This is a genomic window from Streptomyces sp. NPDC018947 (assembly GCF_044390505.1).
Lineage (GTDB): Bacteria > Actinomycetota > Actinomycetes > Streptomycetales > Streptomycetaceae > Streptomyces.
On sequence record NZ_JBIRZD010000011.1, the window covers coordinates 24,220 to 40,220 of the forward strand.

The window sequence follows — 16,001 nt, forward strand, 5'->3', positions numbered from 1 at the left end:
CAGCTCAAGCGGTGGACGGGGACGCGTCACGGCCCCCAGGTACAGGGCCAGCGTAACCGCTCGGGGATACTGGACGGCATGGCTTACGACGATCTTCGCTCCCTGCTCAGGGCTCTGGAGCGCGAGGGCGACCTGAAGCGCATCAAGGCCGAGGTGGACCCGTATCTGGAGGTCGGGGAGATCGTCGACCGGGTGAACAAGGCCGGCGGCCCCGCCCTCCTCTTCGAGAACGTGAAGGGCTCGGCGATGCCGCTGGCCATGAACGTCTTCGGCACCGACCGGCGCCTGCTCAAGGCCCTCGGGCTGAAGTCGTACAGCGACATCTCCGACAGGATCGGCGGGCTGCTGCGGCCCGAACTGCCGCAGGGCTTCGTCGGGATGCGCGAGGCGTTCGGCAAGCTCGGCGCGATGACGCACGTGCCGCCGAAGAAGGTGAAGTCCGACAACGCCCCCGTCCAGGAGGTCGTCCTGCACGGGGACGACGTGGACCTCGACCGGCTGCCCGCCCTCTTCACCTGGCCCAAGGACGGCGGCTCCTTCTTCAACCTCGGCCTCACCCACACCAAGGACCCGGAGACGGGCGTCCGCAACCTCGGCCTGTACCGGCTCCAGCGCCACGACAAGCGCACCATCGGCATGCACTGGCAGATCCACAAGGACAGCCGCAACCACTACCAGGTCGCCGCCCGGCGCGGCGAGCGGCTGCCCGTCGCCATCGCCTTCGGCTGCCCGCCCGCCGTGACGTACGCCTCCACCGCCCCGCTGCCCGGCGACATCGACGAGTACCTGTTCGCCGGCTTCGTGCAGGGCAAGCGCGTCGAGATGGTCGACTGCAAGACCGTGCCGCTCCAGGTCCCCGCCAACGCCGAGGTGGTGCTGGAGGGGTGGCTGGAGCCCGGCGATATGCTGCCCGAAGGGCCCTTCGGCGACCACACCGGCTTCTACACGCCGCAGGAGCCCTTCCCGGCCCTGAGGATCGACTGCGTGACCATGCGCAGGCGCCCGCTGCTCCAGTCCATCGTCGTCGGCCGGCCCCCGACGGAGGACGGCCCGCTGGGCCGCGCGACCGAACGGTTCTTCCTTCCCCTGCTGAAGATCATCGTCCCGGACATCGTGGACTACCACCTCCCCGAGGCGGGCGGCTTCCACAACTGTGCGATCGTGTCGATCGACAAGAAGTACCCCAAACACGCCCAGAAGGTGATGCACGCCATCTGGGGCGCGCACATGATGTCCCTGACCAAGCTGATCGTGGTCGTCGACTCCGACTGCGACGTCCACGACCTGCACGAGGTCGCCTGGCGCGCGCTCGGCAACACCGACTACGCCCGGGACCTCACCGTCGTCGAAGGCCCGGTCGATCACCTCGACCACGCCTCCTACCAGCAGTTCTGGGGTGGCAAGGCGGGCATCGACGCGACGCGGAAGCTGCCCGAGGAGGGGTACACGCGCGACGGGGGCTGGCCGGACATGGTGCTGTCCGACCCGGAGACGGCGGCGAAGGTCGACCGCCGCTGGAAGGAGTACGGACTGTGACGTCGGCTTCCGCCGCGCTGCCGCGGCAACCGGGGCGCACCAAGGCGTTCCTGCGCCTGGTGATGATCGAGCACTCGGTGTTCGCGCTGCCCTTCGCCTACATCGCCGCGCTCACCGCGATGTACGAGTGGGACAGGAACATCCACTGGGGCCGGCTGCTCCTGGTCACCGTCGCCATGGTGGGCCTGCGTACCTTCGCGATGGCCGTCAACCGGATCATCGACCGCGAGATCGACGCCCGTAACCCGCGCACCGCCCACCGCGAGCTGGTCACCGGCGCGATGTCGGTCCGGCACGCCTGGACCGGCGCGCTGGTCGCCGTCGTCGTCTTCCTCGGCGCGGCGGCCCTGCTCAACCCGCTGTGCCTCGCCCTCGCCCCCGTCGCCGTGATCCCGATGGTGGTGTACCCGTACGGCAAGCGGTTCACGAACTTCCCGCAGGCCATCCTGGGGCTCGCCCAGGCGATGGGTCCGGTCGGCGGCTGGCTGGCGATCAGCGGCGAGTGGTCCTGGGACGCGGTCATCCTCGGCCTCGCGGTCGGCGTCTGGATCGGCGGCTTCGACCTGATCTACGCCTGCCAGGACGTCGAGACCGACCGCAGGGTCGGCGTGAAGTCGGTGCCGGCCCGCTTCGGCGTCCCGGCGGCCATCTGGGGCGCCCGCGCCTGCCACACCGTCACCACGGCCCTGTTCGTCTGGTACGCGCTGGCCACCGGCGCCGGTGCCTTCTTCTGGTTCGGCCTGCTGATCGTCGCGGGCGCGTTCGTCTACGAGCACACGATCGTGCGGCCCACCGACCTGTCCCGGCTGAACAGGGCGTTCTTCTCCGTCAACGGCTTCATCGGCATTGCCCTGTTCGTGTGCGCGCTGCTGGATCTGCTGGTTCGGGGCCTCACGGTCTGAACAGTCCGAGCCTGCGGATAGGCTCGACATCATGAAGCCAGGACAGACGCAGCGCGCGCCTTGGATCGTGGGGGTGTCGGGGGCATCCGGTACGCCGTACGCGGCGTCGGTGCTGCGAGCGCTCCTCGCGGCCGGCGAGAGCGTCGACCTGGTGGTCAGCCGGGCCTCGCGGCTCACCCTGCTCGACGAGACCGGCATCTCCTTCCGGGACGCCCACTGGCGGCACGACCTGCACGCCTGGCTGGCCCGCGGAGCCGACGGCACACCGGACACCTTCGACGTCGACCTCGACGGCGACCGGGTGCGGTACTGGAGCGCGGGCGACCTCGCGGCCGGGCCGTCCTCGGGCTCGTACCCCGCCAAGGGCATGCTGATCGTGCCGGCGTCGACGGCCTGCGTGGCCGGGGTCGCGCTGGGGCTGTCGAAGGACCTGCTCCAGCGGGCGGCGAGCGTCTCCCTGAAGGAGGGCCGCACGCTGGTCGTCGCCGTGCGGGAGACCCCGCTGGACGGCCGGACCCTGCGGCACCTGGTCGCCCTGGACGACGCGGGCGCGGCCGTGGTGCCCGCCTCACCGGCGTTCTACGCGGGGGCGACGCACATCCAGGACCTGGTGGACTTCGTCGCCGGACGCGTACTCGACGCGGCGGGCGTGGAGCACCGCCTGTACCGCCGCTGGCGCGGCGAACTCGGCTCGGGGGCGCGCCCCGCCGGCTGAGCACCGGGTGCCGGCCGCGGCACCCCTCGGCACCACCTCCCCCCACGTATCCCCAGACCTCTTCAGCGGAAGGCTTCGATCGCATGGACGCGGTGGACAGGCAGCTCATCCAGGCCCTGAGGGAGAACGGCCGGGCCTCCTACGCGGAGCTGGGACGCCTCGTCGGACTGTCGGGACCCAGCGTCACCGACCGGATCAACCGGCTGGAGGCGGCCGGCGTCATCACGGGCTACCGGGCCACCGTGGACTCCGCGTCCCTCGGCCTCGGCGTCACTGCCCTGATCGGCATCTCCCTGTCCGACGCCGCCGACCACGAGGACGTGGCGCAGCGGCTGAAGGACCTGCGGGAGATCGAGGACTGCTGGTTCATCGCCGGCGACGACTCGTTCATGCTCAAGGTGCGCGCGACCGACGTCGACGGCCTGGAGAGCATCATCCGCCGGCTGTCCGGGACGCGGGGCGTCTCGCGGACCCGTACCACCATCGTGCTCTCCACCAAGTGGGAGAACCGGGTGGGCGAGCTGCCCGAGGAGATGTAGGGCACGGGGCGTACGGTTTACGGAGTCTGATCGGAAAGAGGTATCGCATGGACGCCGGGCTCAAGCGCGAGCTGGAGGAGAAGGTGCGGGCGGGCGTCCGCCTGACCCGCGAGGACGGCATCGCGCTGTACGAGTCGGACGACCTGGCGTGGCTCGGCGGCCTCGCGCACGAGGTGCGGACGCGGAAGAACGGCGACGTCGTCCATTTCAACGTCAACCGGCACCTCAACATGACCAACGTGTGCACGGCGTCCTGCGCGTACTGCTCCTTCCAGCGCAAGCCGGGGGAGAAGGACGCCTACACGATGCGCATCGAGGAGGCCGTCAAGCTCGCCAAGGAGATGGAGGGCGAGAACCTCACCGAGCTGCACATCGTCAACGGGCTGCACCCGAGCCTGCCGTGGCGCTACTACCCGCGCTCGCTCAGGGAGCTGAAGGCCGCGCTGCCCGGCGTGTCGCTGAAGGCGTTCACGGCCACCGAGATCCACCACTTCGAGACGATCTCCGGGATGTCCGCCTCCGACATCCTCGACGAGCTGATCGACGCCGGTCTGGAGTCCCTGACCGGGGGCGGCGCCGAGATCTTCGACTGGGAGGTGCGGCAGCACATCGTCGACCACCGCACCCACTGGGAGGACTGGTCGCGCATCCACCGCCTGGCGCACGAGAAGGGGCTGAAGACCCCGTGCACCATGCTCTACGGCCACATCGAGGAGCCCCGCCACCGCGTGGACCACGTGCTGCGGCTGCGTGAGCTCCAGGACGAGACGAACGGCTTCCAGGTCTTCATCCCGCTGCGCTACCAGCACGACTTCGTGGACATGAAGGACGGGAAGATCCGCAACCGGCTCCAGGCGCGGACGCAGATGGCGACCGGAGCGGAGGCGCTCAGGACCTTCGCGGTGTCGCGGCTGCTCTTCGACAACGTGCCGCACGTCAAGGTCTTCTGGGTGATGCACGGCGTCCAGACGGCGCAGCTCGCGCTCCAGCACGGGGCCGACGACATGGACGGCTCGGTCGTCGAGTACAAGATCACGCACGACGCGGACGACTTCGGCACGCCGAACAAGCTGACGCGCGAGGACCTGCTCGACCTGATCCGCGACGCCGGGTTCCGGCCGGTGGAGCGGAACACGCGGTACGAGATCATCCGTGAGTACGAGGGGCCCGACCCGGCGCGGCGGGACACGCCGCAGGCGATGCGGGTGTGAGTCCCCGGTCGTCCTGCGGCCGCCACCGGCCCGCGGCCGGCATCGGATCCGAACCGCTCCCAGCGGGTACCCGCACCGCATGGCCCCCGAGGACGACTACACCGCACAGCCCTTCGTGCCGGAGCGCGGCGGCCTCGCCGCACTGCGGGAGGCGGCCGCCGGGTGCCGGGGCTGCCCCCTGCACCGGGACGCCACGCAGACGGTCTTCGGCGCCGGCAGGGCCGACGCGCGCCTCATGCTCGTGGGAGAGCAGCCCGGTGACCAGGAGGACCGCCAGGGCAGACCCTTCGTCGGTCCCGCCGGCAAACTCCTCGACCGGGCCCTGGCCGAGGCCGGCCTGGACCCGGCGGACGCGTACGTCACCAACGCGGTCAAGCACTTCAAGTTCACGCAGGCCGAGCCGCGCAAGCGCCGTATCCACAAGGCGCCCACCCTGCGGGAGATGACGGCGTGCGGGCCGTGGCTCGCCGCCGAGCTGGACCGGGTGGAGCCCGAGCTGATCGTGGTGCTCGGCGCGACGGCCGGCAAGGCGCTGCTCGGGTCGTCGTTCCGGGTCACGCAGGTGCGCGGCACGGTGCTGGAGGAGGAGATCCACGGGCGGCCGGAGCGGCTGGTGCCGACGGTGCACCCGTCGGCGGTGCTGCGGGCGGACGACCGGGAGGGGGCGTACCGGGGTCTGGTCTCCGACCTGGAGGTGGCGGCGCGGGTCTTGTCGTGAATCACACGGGAGACCCGGTCGGTAATAGCTAATATGGATCAGTGTCCCTTACTTTCACACTCGACCCCGCCCTGACCCCCGAGCTGCGCGACGGCGTCCTCGACCTGTGGGCGGACGTGACCAACGCCGGCGGCTCCGTGGGCTTCGTGCCGCCGGTGAGCCGCGAGGACGTGCGCCCCGAGCTGGTCAAGCACCTGGTGGCCATGGCCGAGGGCCGTACCCGGCTGCTCGTCGGGCACGACGAGGAGGGCCGGGTGGCCGCCACCGCGTTCCTCGCCTTCAACACGCACCGGCTGATGAGGCACTGGCTGTGGCTCTACACGGTGATGGTCCATCCCCGCCACCAGGGCCGCGGTTACGGCCGGGACCTGATGGCGGCCGCCGCCGACGCGGCCCGCGGCTGCGAGGGCATCGAGGCGATCCGGCTGACCTGCCGGGGCGGCGGCGGACTGGAGCGGTTCTACGAGTCCTGCGGCTGCAAGGAGGTCGGCCGCGTGCCCGGCGCGATACGGGTGGCGCCCGGCGACGACCGGGACGACATCACGATGCTGCTGCCGCTGACCTGAACGCGGCACCCCGCCTGTGGTGCCCCGGTCGCGGCGTGCTTCACTGGACGGTGCCCTTATGGGTACGTTCCGGTCACCCCCAACGGAAGAGTGGATTGAGATGCTCCGCTACACGCTGATGCGCCTCGGAGTCTTCGCGGGCTGCCTCGTGGTCGTCTGGGGCCTCGTCTACGCCGGCGTGTTCCCGCGCGGTCTCGGCGACTCCAACGGCATGTGGATCATCCTGCTGTCCCTGCTGCTGTCCGCGCCCATCAGCTTCGTGGTCCTGCGCAAGGAGCGCGACCGGGCCTCCGTGCAGGTCGTGCGGCGCGTCGACCGCATGAAGGCGAACCTGGAGGCCAGCCGCGGCCAGGAGGACCTCGCCGACGACGCCGCCCGCGCCCAGGGGCAGACCTCGTAATCCGCGTCACGCTCGTACGCGCCCCGGTTTCCGAAATCGCAGGAAACCGGGGCGCTTTGCGTTTTACGGGCAGGAGTGCTCTCCAGCCTCTCAAAGATAGGCTTTGAGAGACTCAAAGCATCGGTGTTAAAGTCATACGCATGAAGTCAGCAGCCGCGCCCGCCACACCGCCGAGCCTCGCGCTCGTGGCGCGCCTGCACGTGGACCTCTGTCGGTGCGCGTCCGCGAACTGTCGGCCCTGACGTTCCCCCTGACGTTCCCTTTCCGATCCCGTCGTTCTCCACGTCAGCTCTGCGCGTCCGTCCCCGCGTCCCGTCCCCTTACGGAGCCTGTCCGTGTCCTCACCCGTGAAGTTCAAGGTGCCCTTCTGGGCCCAGATAATCGCCGGCCTCGTCCTCGGCGTCCTGCTGGGCTGGCTGGCCCGCAGCCAGGACCTGTCCTGGCTGGTCACCACCCTGGACAAGATCGGCGGCACCTTCATCGGCCTGCTGAAGCTGGCCGTCGCCCCGCTGGTCTTCTTCGCGATCCTCGTCTCGATCACCAACCTGCGGAAGGTCAACAACGCGGCCCGCCTGGCGTCGCGCACCCTTCTCTGGTTCATGATCACGTCGCTGATCGCGGTGGCCATCGGTCTGGTCATCGGCCTGGTCACCAACCCCGGCGCCGGCACCGGCCTCACGCCGGCCGACGGTGCCAAGCCCGAGCACACCGGTTCCTGGATCGACTTCCTGACCGGCATCGTGCCCACCGACGTCATCACGCCGTTCACCGAGCTGAACGTCCTCCAGATCGTCTTCATGGCCGCCGTCGCCGGTATCGCCGCGCTCCAGCTCGGCGAGAAGGCCCAGCCGATCCTCAACCTGAGCGAGTCCGTCCTCGAACTCCTCCAGAAGGCCCTGTGGTGGGTCATCCGCCTGGCCCCCCTCGGCACCGTCGGCCTCATCGGCCGGGCCATCGCCACCTACGGCTGGGACCTGATCGGCAAGTACGCGACCTTCACCGCGGACATCTACGTCGGCTGCGCGATCGTCCTGTTCGTGGTCTACCCGGTGCTGCTCGCCACCGTCGCCAAGGCCAGCCCCGTGCAGTTCTTCAAGGGCGCCTGGCCCGCGATCCAGCTCGCCTTCGTCTCCCGGTCGTCCGTGGGCACCATGCCGCTGACCCAGCGGGTCACCGAGCGCCTCGGTGTGCCGAAGGAGTACGCGTCCTTCGCCGTGCCGTTCGGCGCCACCACCAAGATGGACGGCTGCGCCGCGATCTACCCGGCGATCGCCGCGATCTTCGTCGCGCAGATCTTCGACATCCAGCTCGGCGTCGGCGACTACCTGCTGATCGCGTTCGTGTCGGTGGTCGGCTCCGCCGCCACGGCCGGCCTCACCGGTGCCACGGTCATGCTGACCCTGACCCTGTCCACGCTGGGCCTGCCCATGGAGGGTGTCGGCCTGCTCCTGGCGATCGACCCCATCCTGGACATGATGCGCACCGCGACCAACGTCGCCGGCCAGGCCCTGGTCCCGGTGATCGTCTCGGCCCGCGAGGGTCTGCTCGACCGCAAGGCCTACGACCAGGCGCACAGCTCGCCGCTGGACGAGCAGGAGCAGGAGCAGCGGGACGCGGAGCCCGTCCCGGTCGCGGCCTGACCGCGCGGCCGGCCGAGCACGGCGAACGGCGTCCGGACGTCCCCACGTCCGGACGCCGTCCTGCGTACGGGCGCGGGGACCGTACGCTGATGCGCATGGGTGTGGGCAGGACCAAGCGGATGCCGCGGGCGGTACGTGAGCAGCAGATGCTGGACGCGGCGGTGCGGATCTTCGGACAGCGCGGGTACACGGCGGCGTCGATGGACGAGATCGCCGAACTCGCGGGCGTCTCCAAGCCGCTGGTCTACCTGTACCTGAACTCGAAGGAAGACCTCTTCACCGCCTGCATCCGCCGCGAGGCGCGTGCGCTCACCGAGGCCGTCCGCGCGGGCGTCCGCCCCGGACTGGCGCCCGACGCGCAACTGTGGTCGGGACTGCGGGCGTTCTTCACCCACACCGCCCGCAACCCGGACGCCTGGGCCGTGCTGCACCTTCAGGCCCGCACCCACGGCGAGCGGTTCGCCGCCGAGGTCGCGGCGATGCGGGAGGAGATCGTCGCGTTCGTGACGCAGCTCATCGCCGCCGCCGCGCGCGACGCCCACCGGGACCCGGGGCTGCCGGAGCGGGAGGTCGCCGGGCTCGCCGAGGCCCTCGTGGGTGCCGCCGAGTCGCTCGCCGACTGGGCGGGGGCGACCGAGGGCGTCACCGCGAAGCAGGCGGCGGCCACCCTGATGAACTTCGCCTGGGCCGGCCTCGGCAACCTGATGGCGGACCGGCCCTGGTCCCCGCCGGAGGGCGCCGACGCGGACGCGGTGGCTCAGCCCGCCGGGTAGGGGCCGGCCTCGCCGGTCAGGTGCGGCCGCCCGTCGGTGCCGCGCAGCTCGAACCGCCCGCCGCCGGCCCCGTACGTCACCGTCCCCGGCAGGAGCACCGGCGCCCGGAAGACCGCCCGCACCACGGCCGCCGGGGGTGCCCCGTGCTCGGCGAGGCAGCGGGCCACGGTCCACATGCCGTGCGCGACGGCCCGGGGGAAGCCGAACAGCCGGGCGGTGAGCGGGTGCAGGTGGATCGGGTTGCGGTCGCCGGAGGCGGCACCGTAGCGCCGCCCCAGGTCGCCCCCGAGCCGCCACTCGGCCCGCACGGGCAGCGGCGGCCCGTCCTGCCGCGGGTCGGCCGGGGAACCGGCGGGCTGACCGGCGGCGGAGCCGTGCCCGGGCGCGCGGTGCCGCGCCAGATAGGTGCTGCGCGACTCCCACACCAGGTCCCCGCCGGTCCTCAGCTCCGTCACCACGGCGGCCTCGGTGCCGCGCCGGTGCGGCAGCAGCGCCTCGACGCGCACGGCGAGTTCGTACTCCCCGCTCGCCGGGAGCACCGACCGCCGGGTGATGCCGAGGGAGGTGTGGACGAGCCCGAGCAGCGGCAGAGGGAAGTCCCGGCCGCTCATCAGCCGCATGGCCAGCGGGAAACCCAGCACGTGCGGGTACGTGACCGGGAGCGTGTCCGCCCCCGCGGGGAAGCCGCACACCCGGGCGTAGGCGGCGAGCCGTGCCGGGTCGGCGCGCAGGCCGGGGACGACGAGCCGGGTGCGCGGGAAGTCCGCGTCCGGGCTGGGGCGGCGCAGGGGCGACAGCAGGGCGCCGCGCGCGAGGAGCGGCGCGAGGGCGGGGACACCGGGCAGCGTGGTCGTCGGGGGAGCGGCGGGGGTCATCACGCCCCCAGCAGGCTCTGGCCGCAGACCCGTACGACCTGGCCGTTGACCGCGCCCGAGGCCGGGTGCGCGAGCCAGGCGGTCGTCTCGGCGACGTCCACCGGCAGCCCGCCCTGCGCGAGGGAGTTCATGCGGCGGCCCGCCTCGCGGATGAGCAGCGGGACGGCCGCGGTCATCCCGGTCTCGATGAATCCCGGCGCGACCGCGTTCACCGTCACCCCGTGCTCGCCCAGCGCGCGCGGGGCGAGGGAGCGGACCATGCCGACGACGCCCGCCTTGCTCGCGCCGTAGTTGGTCTGCCCCGCGTTGCCCGCGATGCCGGCGATCGAGGCCGTCGCCACGATCCGCCCGCCCCGGTTCAGCGCGCCCGCCGCGAGGAGCGCGTCGGTGGTGCGCAGCACGCTCACGAGGTTGACGTCCAGGACGGAACTCCAGCGCTCGGCGGGCATGTTGACCAGGCGCCGGTCGCGGGTGACGCCCGCGTTGTGGACCAGGACGTCGAGCCCGCCGGGCAGGGCGGCGGCGATGCGCCCGCCCGCGTCGGGGGCCGTGACGTCGAGGGCGAGGGCGCTGCCGCCGAGGCGGTCGGCGACCTCACGCGCCTGGCGCTCGGCTCCCGGCACGTCGAGGACGACGACCTGCGCGCCCTGCCCGGCCAGCGTCTCGGCGACGGCCGCGCCGATGCCCCGCGCGGCGCCGGTGACCAGGGCGGTGTGTCCGGCGAGCGGGCGGCCCCAGTCCTCGGGGGCGGTGACCTCACCGGTCCCGACCTCGATCACCTGGCCGCTGACGTAGGCGGAGGCGGGGGAGAGGAGGAAGCGGAGGGTCGACTCCGCGGCGTCGGCGTCGGTGAGCCGGACCAGGTTGACGGTCCTGCCCCGCCCGATCTCCTTGCCGAGCGAGCGGGTGAAGCCCTCCAACGCCTGCTGCGCGGCCGCCTGGTGGTGGTCGGCGGGGTCGAGCGGGGCGCCGAGCACCACCACCCGGCCGCTCGTGGCGACCGTCCGGACGACGGGGTGGAGCGCCGCGTGCACCTCGGTGAGCGTCTCGGCGTCCCGGACGCCGGTCGCGTCGAGGACGACGGCTGCGGGCCGGCCGGTGCCGTCGGCGCCGAGGCCCGTGCGGGCGAGGACCGGGGCGACAGCGGGGTCGGCCGGGCCGGCCGTCAGGTGCAGCAGGCCGCCGGTGAGGCCGGGGTGCCGGTCCGAGCGGCGGATCAGCTCCGCGGGCCGGGGCAGCCCGAGGCGGCGGGTCAGGAAGCGGCCGGGAGCGGTGCCGGTGAAGCGCAGATAGCGGTCGGCCATGGGTGACTCCAGCTCCTGACGGGGACTGAGAACAGCGCTGACTCTGCAGTAAGGTTACCGGAGGTAAACCCTTGGCACCCTTGTCGATGCAGCGCCGCGGATGAGGAGCAGATCGAGATGAGCCCCCTGAAGCCGCCGCGGACCCGGCGTGTCGCGGTCCTCGGCGGTGCGCGCGTCCCCTTCGCCCGCTCCGACGGGCCCTACGCCACCGCCTCCAACCGGGAGATGCTCACCGCCGCCCTCGACGCCCTGGCCGAGCGGTACGCGCTGACCGGGCCCGGCGAGGTCGGCGAATTCGTCGCCGGGGCCGTGCTCAAGCACGCCCGCGACTTCAACCTCGCCCGCGAGACGGTCCTCGGCTCGGCGCTGGACGCCCGCACGCCCGCCTACGACATCCAGCAGGCCTGCGGCACCGGGCTCCAGGCCGTGATCGCCGCCGCCAACAAGATCACCCTCGGCCAGACCGAATCGGCGGTCGCGGGCGGCGCCGACACCGCGAGCGACGCGCCGCTCGGCGTCAACGACCGCCTGCGCCGCATCCTGCTGGAGGCCCGCCGGGCGAAGACCCTCGCCGGCCGTGCCAAGGCGCTGGCGAAGGTCCGTCCGGGCCATCTCGTCCCGGACGTCCCCCGCAACGCCGAGCCCCGCACCGGGCTGTCGATGGGCGAGCACGCCGCGATCACCGCCCGCGCCTGGGGCATCAGCCGCGACGCCCAGGACGAACTGGCGGCGGCGAGCCACCAGCGGCTGGCGGCGGCCTACGAACGCGGCTTCTTCCAGGACCTGGTGGTCCCCTTCCGGGGCCTGGACCGTGACCAGAACCTGCGCCCCGGCTCCACGGTGGGGAAACTGGCCGCCCTGACGCCGGTGTTCGGCCTGTCCGGACCGAACCCCACGATGACGGCGGGCAATTCGACCCCCCTGACGGACGGCGCGGCGACGGTGCTGCTGGCGAGCGAGGAGTGGGCCGGGGCGCGGGGCCTGGAGCCGCTCGCGTATCTGACGGCGTACGAGAGCGCGGCCGTCGACTTCCCCCGCGGCGACGTCGCGGGCGGCGAGGACGGCCTGCTGATGGCCCCGGCGTACGCGGTCCCGCGGATGCTGGAGCGGGCCGGGCTCGGCATCGAGGACTTCGACCTCGTCGAGGTCCACGAGGCGTTCGCGTCCCAGGTGCTGGCGACGCTCGCGGCCTGGGAGAAGCGGGGCCTCGCCCCCGTGGACCGCACCCGGCTGAACGTCGCCGGCTCCTCCCTGGCCACCGGCCACCCCTTCGCGGCCACCGGCGCCCGGATCGTCGCGACGCTGGCCAAGCTGCTCGCCGAGCGCGACCGGCCGGGGCGCGGCCTGATCTCCGTCTGCGCGGCGGGGGGCCAGGGCGTGACGGCCATTCTGGAACGAACGTGACCTACCCGCAGGTAACCCCCAGGGCTGCACCGTCCCGGCGCCGGTCCGACCCCGAACCCGCACCAACTCCCCACGCGTGCCCCGTACGATCCCGGAGCTGACCGCCGGTAACCCCCTGCCGGGCCGAATCCCCGGGGCCCGGCGATGAACGCCCCGCCGTGCGAGGCACGTACGTCATGCAGCGAAGCGGTCTCGCCGCTGCACGTCCCAGGAGCCGCCCGTGTCCACCCCGCTTCCCTCCTTCGCCCCCTCCGCCGCGTACGCCGACTCGCCCGGCCCCACCCTGGTGGAGCCCGAGACACGGCGACTGGACGGGCACGTGCGGGAGGCGTACGTACCGCCGCTCGCCCCGCCCGTGCGGCGCGGCTCCCTCGCGGACCTGCCGTTCGACAACGCGTCCGCCGTCCCGGACTCGGTGGTGCTCAGCCGCCGGTCCGGCGACGGGCGGTGGAGCGACGTGACGGCGGCCGAGTTCGCCGCCCAGGTGCTCGCGGTGGCCAAGGGGATGATCTCCGAGGGCCTGATGCCGGGCGACCGCGTGGCGATCATGGCGCGGACGACGTACGAGTGGACGCTGCTCGACTTCGCCGCCTGGGCCGCCGGCCTCGTCACGGTCCCGGTCTACCCGACGTCCTCGGCCTTCCAGGTCCGCTGGATCCTCCAGGACTCCGGCGCGGTCACCCTGGTCACCGAGACGGCCGCCCAGGCGGCGGCCCTCCGCCCCGAACTGGACCGGATCCCCGATCTGCGCCACCTGTGGATCATGGAGAAGGGCCATGTGGAGCGGCTGGCCGAACTGGGTGAGCGGGTGCCCGACGCCGAGGTCGCCGTACGCCGCGGCGTGCTCGGCCCCGCCACACTCGCCACGCTGATCTACACCTCCGGCACCACCGGCCGCCCCAAGGGCTGCGCGCTGACCCACGGCAACTTCTTCGCCGAGGTCGACAACGCGATCGAGCTGCTCTACCCCGTCTTCCGGGCGAGGTCCTCCGAGGAGCCGTCCATCCTGCTCTTCCTGCCCATGTCCCACGTCTTCGGCCGCATGGTCGCCGTGGCCTGCGTCCGCGCCCGGGTGAGGCTCGGCCACGCGCCGAGCCTGAAACCGGAAGACCTGCTGCCGGACCTTGCGGCCTTCCGGCCGACCTGCCTGCTGACGATCCCCTACATGCTGGAGAAGGTCTTCAACAGCGCGCGCGCCAAGGCCGAGTCGGGCGGCCGTGCGCCGCTCTTCGACCGCGCGGTCTCGGCGGCGGTGCGCTACGGCGAGGCCCTGGAGTCCCGACAGACCGGCGCGGGCGGCGGCCCGGGACGCTCCCTGCGGACCGCCCGCTCCTTCTACGACCCCCTCGTCTACCGCAAGATCCGGGCCGCGATGGGCGGCCGGGTCCGGTACGTGATCTGCGGCGGCTCCCCGCTCGGCCGCCGCCTGGCCGCCTTCTACGCCGGTGCCGGCATCGAGATCTACGAGGGCTACGGGCTCACCGAGACGACGGCGGCGGCGACCGTGACCCCGCCGCTGAAGCCGCGCCTCGGCACCGTCGGCTGGCCGCTGCCCGGCACCCGCATCCGGATCGCCGCCGACGGGGAGATCCTGGTCGCCGGCGACCAGGTCCTGCACGGCTACTGGGACCCGCGGGCGGGCGGCGTCGTCCCGGCCGCCCCCGACGGCTGGTTCCCCACCGGCGACCTCGGCAGCCTGGACGACGAGGGCTACCTGACCATCACCGGCCGCAAGAAGGAGCTGCTGATCACGGCCGGCGGCAAGAGCGTGGCCCCGGCCCCGCTGGAGAACTGGCTGCGCCAGCACCCCCTGATCTCCCAGTGCGTGGTCCTCGGCGACCGCCGCCCCTACGTCACCGCCCTGTTCACCCTCGACCAGGACGGCATCACCCACTGGCGCCGCATGAACGGCAGGCACCCGGTGCCGCCGGAGCTGCTGACCGACGACGAGGAGGTGCGGGCCGTCCTCCAGCGCGCGGTGGACGAGGCGAACAGGCTGGTCTCCCGCCCGGAGTCCATCCGCCGCTTCGCCGTCCTGCCGAGGGACTTCACGGAGTGGGAGGGCCATCTGACCCCCTCGCTGAAGCTGCGCCGCGAGACGATCATGCGGGACTTCGCGGACGTGGTGGAGGCGCTCTACGAGGGGTAGGCGGCGCGGGGCCTCAGCGGCGGGCGATCAGACAGGCCTGCGGGACCTTCGCGGAGGTGTCCTGCTCCTGGACGCGCACCGTCCGCGACAGCACGGTGAACCCGGCCGCTTCGAGCAGCTCCGCCATCGGTTCCGGCCGCCGCCGCTGGAAGTCCAGGGCGACCCGGTGGCCGAAGGGGCGCTCGGGGCGGAAGGGCTCGTCGCCGACCTGGAAGGCGAGGAGCAGATGGCCGCCGGGGGCGAGCACGCGCCGCAGCTCCGCGAAGAGGTCCGGCAGCCGGTCCCACGGCGTGTGGATCGACGAGTACCAGGAGACGGCCCCGGCGAGGGCGCCGTCGGGCAGGTCCAGCTCCAGCATGGAGCCCTGCTCGAAGCGCAGGCCCGGGTTCTCGCGGCGCGCGATCTCCACCATGGAGGCGGAGAGGTCGACGCCGAAGACACGCAGGCCGAGCGAGGCGAGGTGGGCGGTGACCCGGCCGGGTCCGCAGCCCAGGTCGGCCACCCGGCCCTCCGGTCCCACCAGTTCGGCGAAGGCGCCCATCAGCGCCCGGTCCAGCGGGGCGCCGTCGAGCACGGTGCGGAAGTGGGCCGAGTAGTCCTCGGCGATGGTGTCGTAGAAGGTGCGGGTGGTGTCCAGGAAGCCGGTGTCGCGCCGCGCGATGTCGTCCGTCATGGCGCGGACCCTAGCGGCAGGCACCGACAACCGGATTTCACCGGGAATTCATAAAGGGCAGGAGCCCCGTCACCGGAAACGGCGCGGGGCTCCTTGGGTACTGCTGTCGATCAGACAGGAGTGACATTCTCCGCCTGCGGACCCTTCGGGCCCTGCGTGACGTCGAAGGACACCTGCTGGTTCTCCTCGAGGGACCGGAAGCCGGTCGCGTTGATCGCGGAGTAGTGGACGAAGACGTCGGGGCCGCCGCCTTCCTGGGCGATGAAACCAAAGCCCTTTTCGGCGTTGAACCACTTCACGGTTCCGGTAGCCATAAGCCCTCCTTGGGCTCAAAGGGTTGCCCTGCTCCAGAACCAGCAAGTGTGAAGACCGATCCGCACAACTGCATATGTCTGAGAATGACGAGAGCCCGCGGTCACATGCTCCGCAGGCTCTGTACTGCAAGGGAAACCAAACTGCAACTTGCTGTGAGCCTAGCACGCGGGCCCCCGGGCGCAACAGAGGTCAAGATCACTTCACCCGAATGTTTGAACGTCTGTGTCATTCGGCTGACGCCGGGGGGTGCCGCCGGACGGCCGGCCGGAGAGGGCTAGCCT

General features: G+C 72.2%; 17 protein-coding genes. 13 read left to right on the forward strand and 4 right to left on the reverse strand.

What is annotated here, in order from left to right:
* Nucleotides 1-78: 78 nt before the first annotated feature.
* From ACH499_RS21150 to ACH499_RS21200, 11 genes are all read left to right on the forward strand, one after another.
* On the forward strand, nt 79-1,536 hold the full coding sequence (locus ACH499_RS21150; protein WP_399017533.1) for a menaquinone biosynthesis decarboxylase: 1,458 nt from the start codon (nt 79-81) through the stop codon (nt 1,534-1,536).
* Nucleotides 1,533-2,438 (forward strand): menaquinone biosynthesis prenyltransferase MqnP, encoded by a 906-nt coding sequence (gene mqnP / locus ACH499_RS21155; RefSeq protein WP_399017535.1) that lies wholly within the window; start codon nt 1,533-1,535, stop codon nt 2,436-2,438. Before ACH499_RS21150 ends, mqnP begins: the two co-directional genes overlap by 4 nt.
* A gap of 31 nt (nt 2,439-2,469) precedes the next feature.
* A complete protein-coding gene (locus tag ACH499_RS21160; protein WP_399017537.1) occupies nt 2,470-3,153 on the forward strand; it encodes a UbiX family flavin prenyltransferase in 684 nt (227 codons plus the stop codon).
* A gap of 83 nt (nt 3,154-3,236) precedes the next feature.
* Complete coding sequence (locus ACH499_RS21165; RefSeq protein WP_356197550.1) at nt 3,237-3,692, forward strand: Lrp/AsnC family transcriptional regulator; 456 nt, start codon at nt 3,237-3,239, stop codon at nt 3,690-3,692.
* 47 nt (nt 3,693-3,739) lie between these two features.
* Complete coding sequence (mqnE, locus tag ACH499_RS21170) at nt 3,740-4,903, forward strand: aminofutalosine synthase MqnE (RefSeq protein ID WP_356197552.1); 1,164 nt, start codon at nt 3,740-3,742, stop codon at nt 4,901-4,903.
* Nucleotides 4,904-4,916: 13 nt separating this feature from the next.
* Nucleotides 4,917-5,621 (forward strand): UdgX family uracil-DNA binding protein, encoded by a 705-nt coding sequence (locus tag ACH499_RS21175; RefSeq protein ID WP_399017792.1) that lies wholly within the window; start codon nt 4,917-4,919, stop codon nt 5,619-5,621.
* 41 nt (nt 5,622-5,662) lie between these two features.
* Nucleotides 5,663-6,187: a GNAT family N-acetyltransferase gene (locus ACH499_RS21180; protein ID WP_365596381.1), complete on the forward strand. Its 525-nt coding sequence runs from the start codon at nt 5,663-5,665 to the stop codon at nt 6,185-6,187.
* A 100-nt stretch (nt 6,188-6,287) separates the two neighbouring features.
* Complete coding sequence (locus ACH499_RS21185) at nt 6,288-6,587, forward strand: DUF4229 domain-containing protein (RefSeq protein WP_356197556.1); 300 nt, start codon at nt 6,288-6,290, stop codon at nt 6,585-6,587.
* 140 nt (nt 6,588-6,727) lie between these two features.
* A complete protein-coding gene (locus tag ACH499_RS21190) occupies nt 6,728-6,829 on the forward strand; it encodes a putative leader peptide (protein WP_356197559.1) in 102 nt (33 codons plus the stop codon).
* An 87-nt stretch (nt 6,830-6,916) separates the two neighbouring features.
* On the forward strand, nt 6,917-8,227 hold the full coding sequence (locus ACH499_RS21195; protein WP_356198162.1) for a dicarboxylate/amino acid:cation symporter: 1,311 nt from the start codon (nt 6,917-6,919) through the stop codon (nt 8,225-8,227).
* A 95-nt stretch (nt 8,228-8,322) separates the two neighbouring features.
* Nucleotides 8,323-9,000: a TetR/AcrR family transcriptional regulator gene (locus ACH499_RS21200; RefSeq protein ID WP_399017541.1), complete on the forward strand. Its 678-nt coding sequence runs from the start codon at nt 8,323-8,325 to the stop codon at nt 8,998-9,000.
* Here the strand turns inward: ACH499_RS21200 and ACH499_RS21205 are convergent.
* Together ACH499_RS21205 and ACH499_RS21210 are read right to left on the reverse strand one after the other, a co-directional pair.
* On the reverse strand, nt 8,985-9,875 hold the full coding sequence (locus ACH499_RS21205; protein WP_399017543.1) for a MaoC/PaaZ C-terminal domain-containing protein: 891 nt from the start codon (nt 9,873-9,875) through the stop codon (nt 8,985-8,987). The genes ACH499_RS21200 and ACH499_RS21205 overlap by 16 nt on opposite strands.
* On the reverse strand, nt 9,875-11,179 hold the full coding sequence (locus tag ACH499_RS21210; protein ID WP_399017545.1) for a 3-oxoacyl-ACP reductase: 1,305 nt from the start codon (nt 11,177-11,179) through the stop codon (nt 9,875-9,877). The genes ACH499_RS21205 and ACH499_RS21210 overlap by 1 nt, the downstream gene beginning before the upstream one ends.
* Nucleotides 11,180-11,296: 117 nt before the next feature.
* On the opposite strand from ACH499_RS21210, the gene ACH499_RS21215 reads away from it, so the two are divergent.
* Both ACH499_RS21215 and ACH499_RS21220 read left to right on the forward strand, forming a co-directional pair.
* Nucleotides 11,297-12,583 (forward strand): acetyl-CoA C-acetyltransferase, encoded by a 1,287-nt coding sequence (locus ACH499_RS21215; RefSeq protein WP_399017547.1) that lies wholly within the window; start codon nt 11,297-11,299, stop codon nt 12,581-12,583.
* A gap of 220 nt (nt 12,584-12,803) precedes the next feature.
* Nucleotides 12,804-14,732 (forward strand): AMP-dependent synthetase/ligase, encoded by a 1,929-nt coding sequence (locus tag ACH499_RS21220; RefSeq protein WP_399017549.1) that lies wholly within the window; start codon nt 12,804-12,806, stop codon nt 14,730-14,732.
* A 13-nt stretch (nt 14,733-14,745) separates the two neighbouring features.
* On the opposite strand, the gene ACH499_RS21225 is transcribed toward ACH499_RS21220, so the two are convergent.
* Nucleotides 14,746-15,405, reverse strand: coding sequence for a class I SAM-dependent DNA methyltransferase (locus tag ACH499_RS21225; RefSeq protein WP_399017551.1), 660 nt, complete (start codon nt 15,403-15,405; stop codon nt 14,746-14,748).
* A 110-nt stretch (nt 15,406-15,515) separates the two neighbouring features.
* The gene (locus ACH499_RS21230; protein ID WP_004984723.1) at nt 15,516-15,719 is read right to left on the reverse strand and encodes a cold-shock protein; all 204 of its coding nucleotides are present in this window, start codon (nt 15,717-15,719) and stop codon (nt 15,516-15,518) included.
* Nucleotides 15,720-16,001 lie beyond the last annotated feature (282 nt).

What these genes read in the sequence shown, in the direction of transcription:
- ACH499_RS21150 (WP_399017533.1), top strand. Translation starts at nt 79, where the DNA reads ATGGCTTACGACGATCTTCGCTCCCTGCTCAGGGCTCTGGAGCGCGAG.
- ACH499_RS21160 (WP_399017537.1), top strand. Translation starts at nt 2,470, where the DNA reads ATGAAGCCAGGACAGACGCAGCGCGCGCCTTGGATCGTGGGGGTGTCG.
- ACH499_RS21165 (WP_356197550.1), top strand. Translation starts at nt 3,237, where the DNA reads ATGGACGCGGTGGACAGGCAGCTCATCCAGGCCCTGAGGGAGAACGGC.
- mqnE (WP_356197552.1), top strand. Translation starts at nt 3,740, where the DNA reads ATGGACGCCGGGCTCAAGCGCGAGCTGGAGGAGAAGGTGCGGGCGGGC.
- ACH499_RS21185 (WP_356197556.1), top strand. Translation starts at nt 6,288, where the DNA reads ATGCTCCGCTACACGCTGATGCGCCTCGGAGTCTTCGCGGGCTGCCTC.
- ACH499_RS21190 (WP_356197559.1), top strand. Translation starts at nt 6,728, where the DNA reads ATGAAGTCAGCAGCCGCGCCCGCCACACCGCCGAGCCTCGCGCTCGTG.
- ACH499_RS21200 (WP_399017541.1), top strand. Translation starts at nt 8,323, where the DNA reads ATGGGTGTGGGCAGGACCAAGCGGATGCCGCGGGCGGTACGTGAGCAG.
- ACH499_RS21205 (WP_399017543.1), bottom strand. Translation starts at nt 9,875, where the DNA reads ATGACCCCCGCCGCTCCCCCGACGACCACGCTGCCCGGTGTCCCCGCC.
- ACH499_RS21210 (WP_399017545.1), bottom strand. Translation starts at nt 11,179, where the DNA reads ATGGCCGACCGCTATCTGCGCTTCACCGGCACCGCTCCCGGCCGCTTC.
- ACH499_RS21215 (WP_399017547.1), top strand. Translation starts at nt 11,297, where the DNA reads ATGAGCCCCCTGAAGCCGCCGCGGACCCGGCGTGTCGCGGTCCTCGGC.
- ACH499_RS21225 (WP_399017551.1), bottom strand. Translation starts at nt 15,405, where the DNA reads ATGACGGACGACATCGCGCGGCGCGACACCGGCTTCCTGGACACCACC.
- ACH499_RS21230 (WP_004984723.1), bottom strand. Translation starts at nt 15,719, where the DNA reads ATGGCTACCGGAACCGTGAAGTGGTTCAACGCCGAAAAGGGCTTTGGT.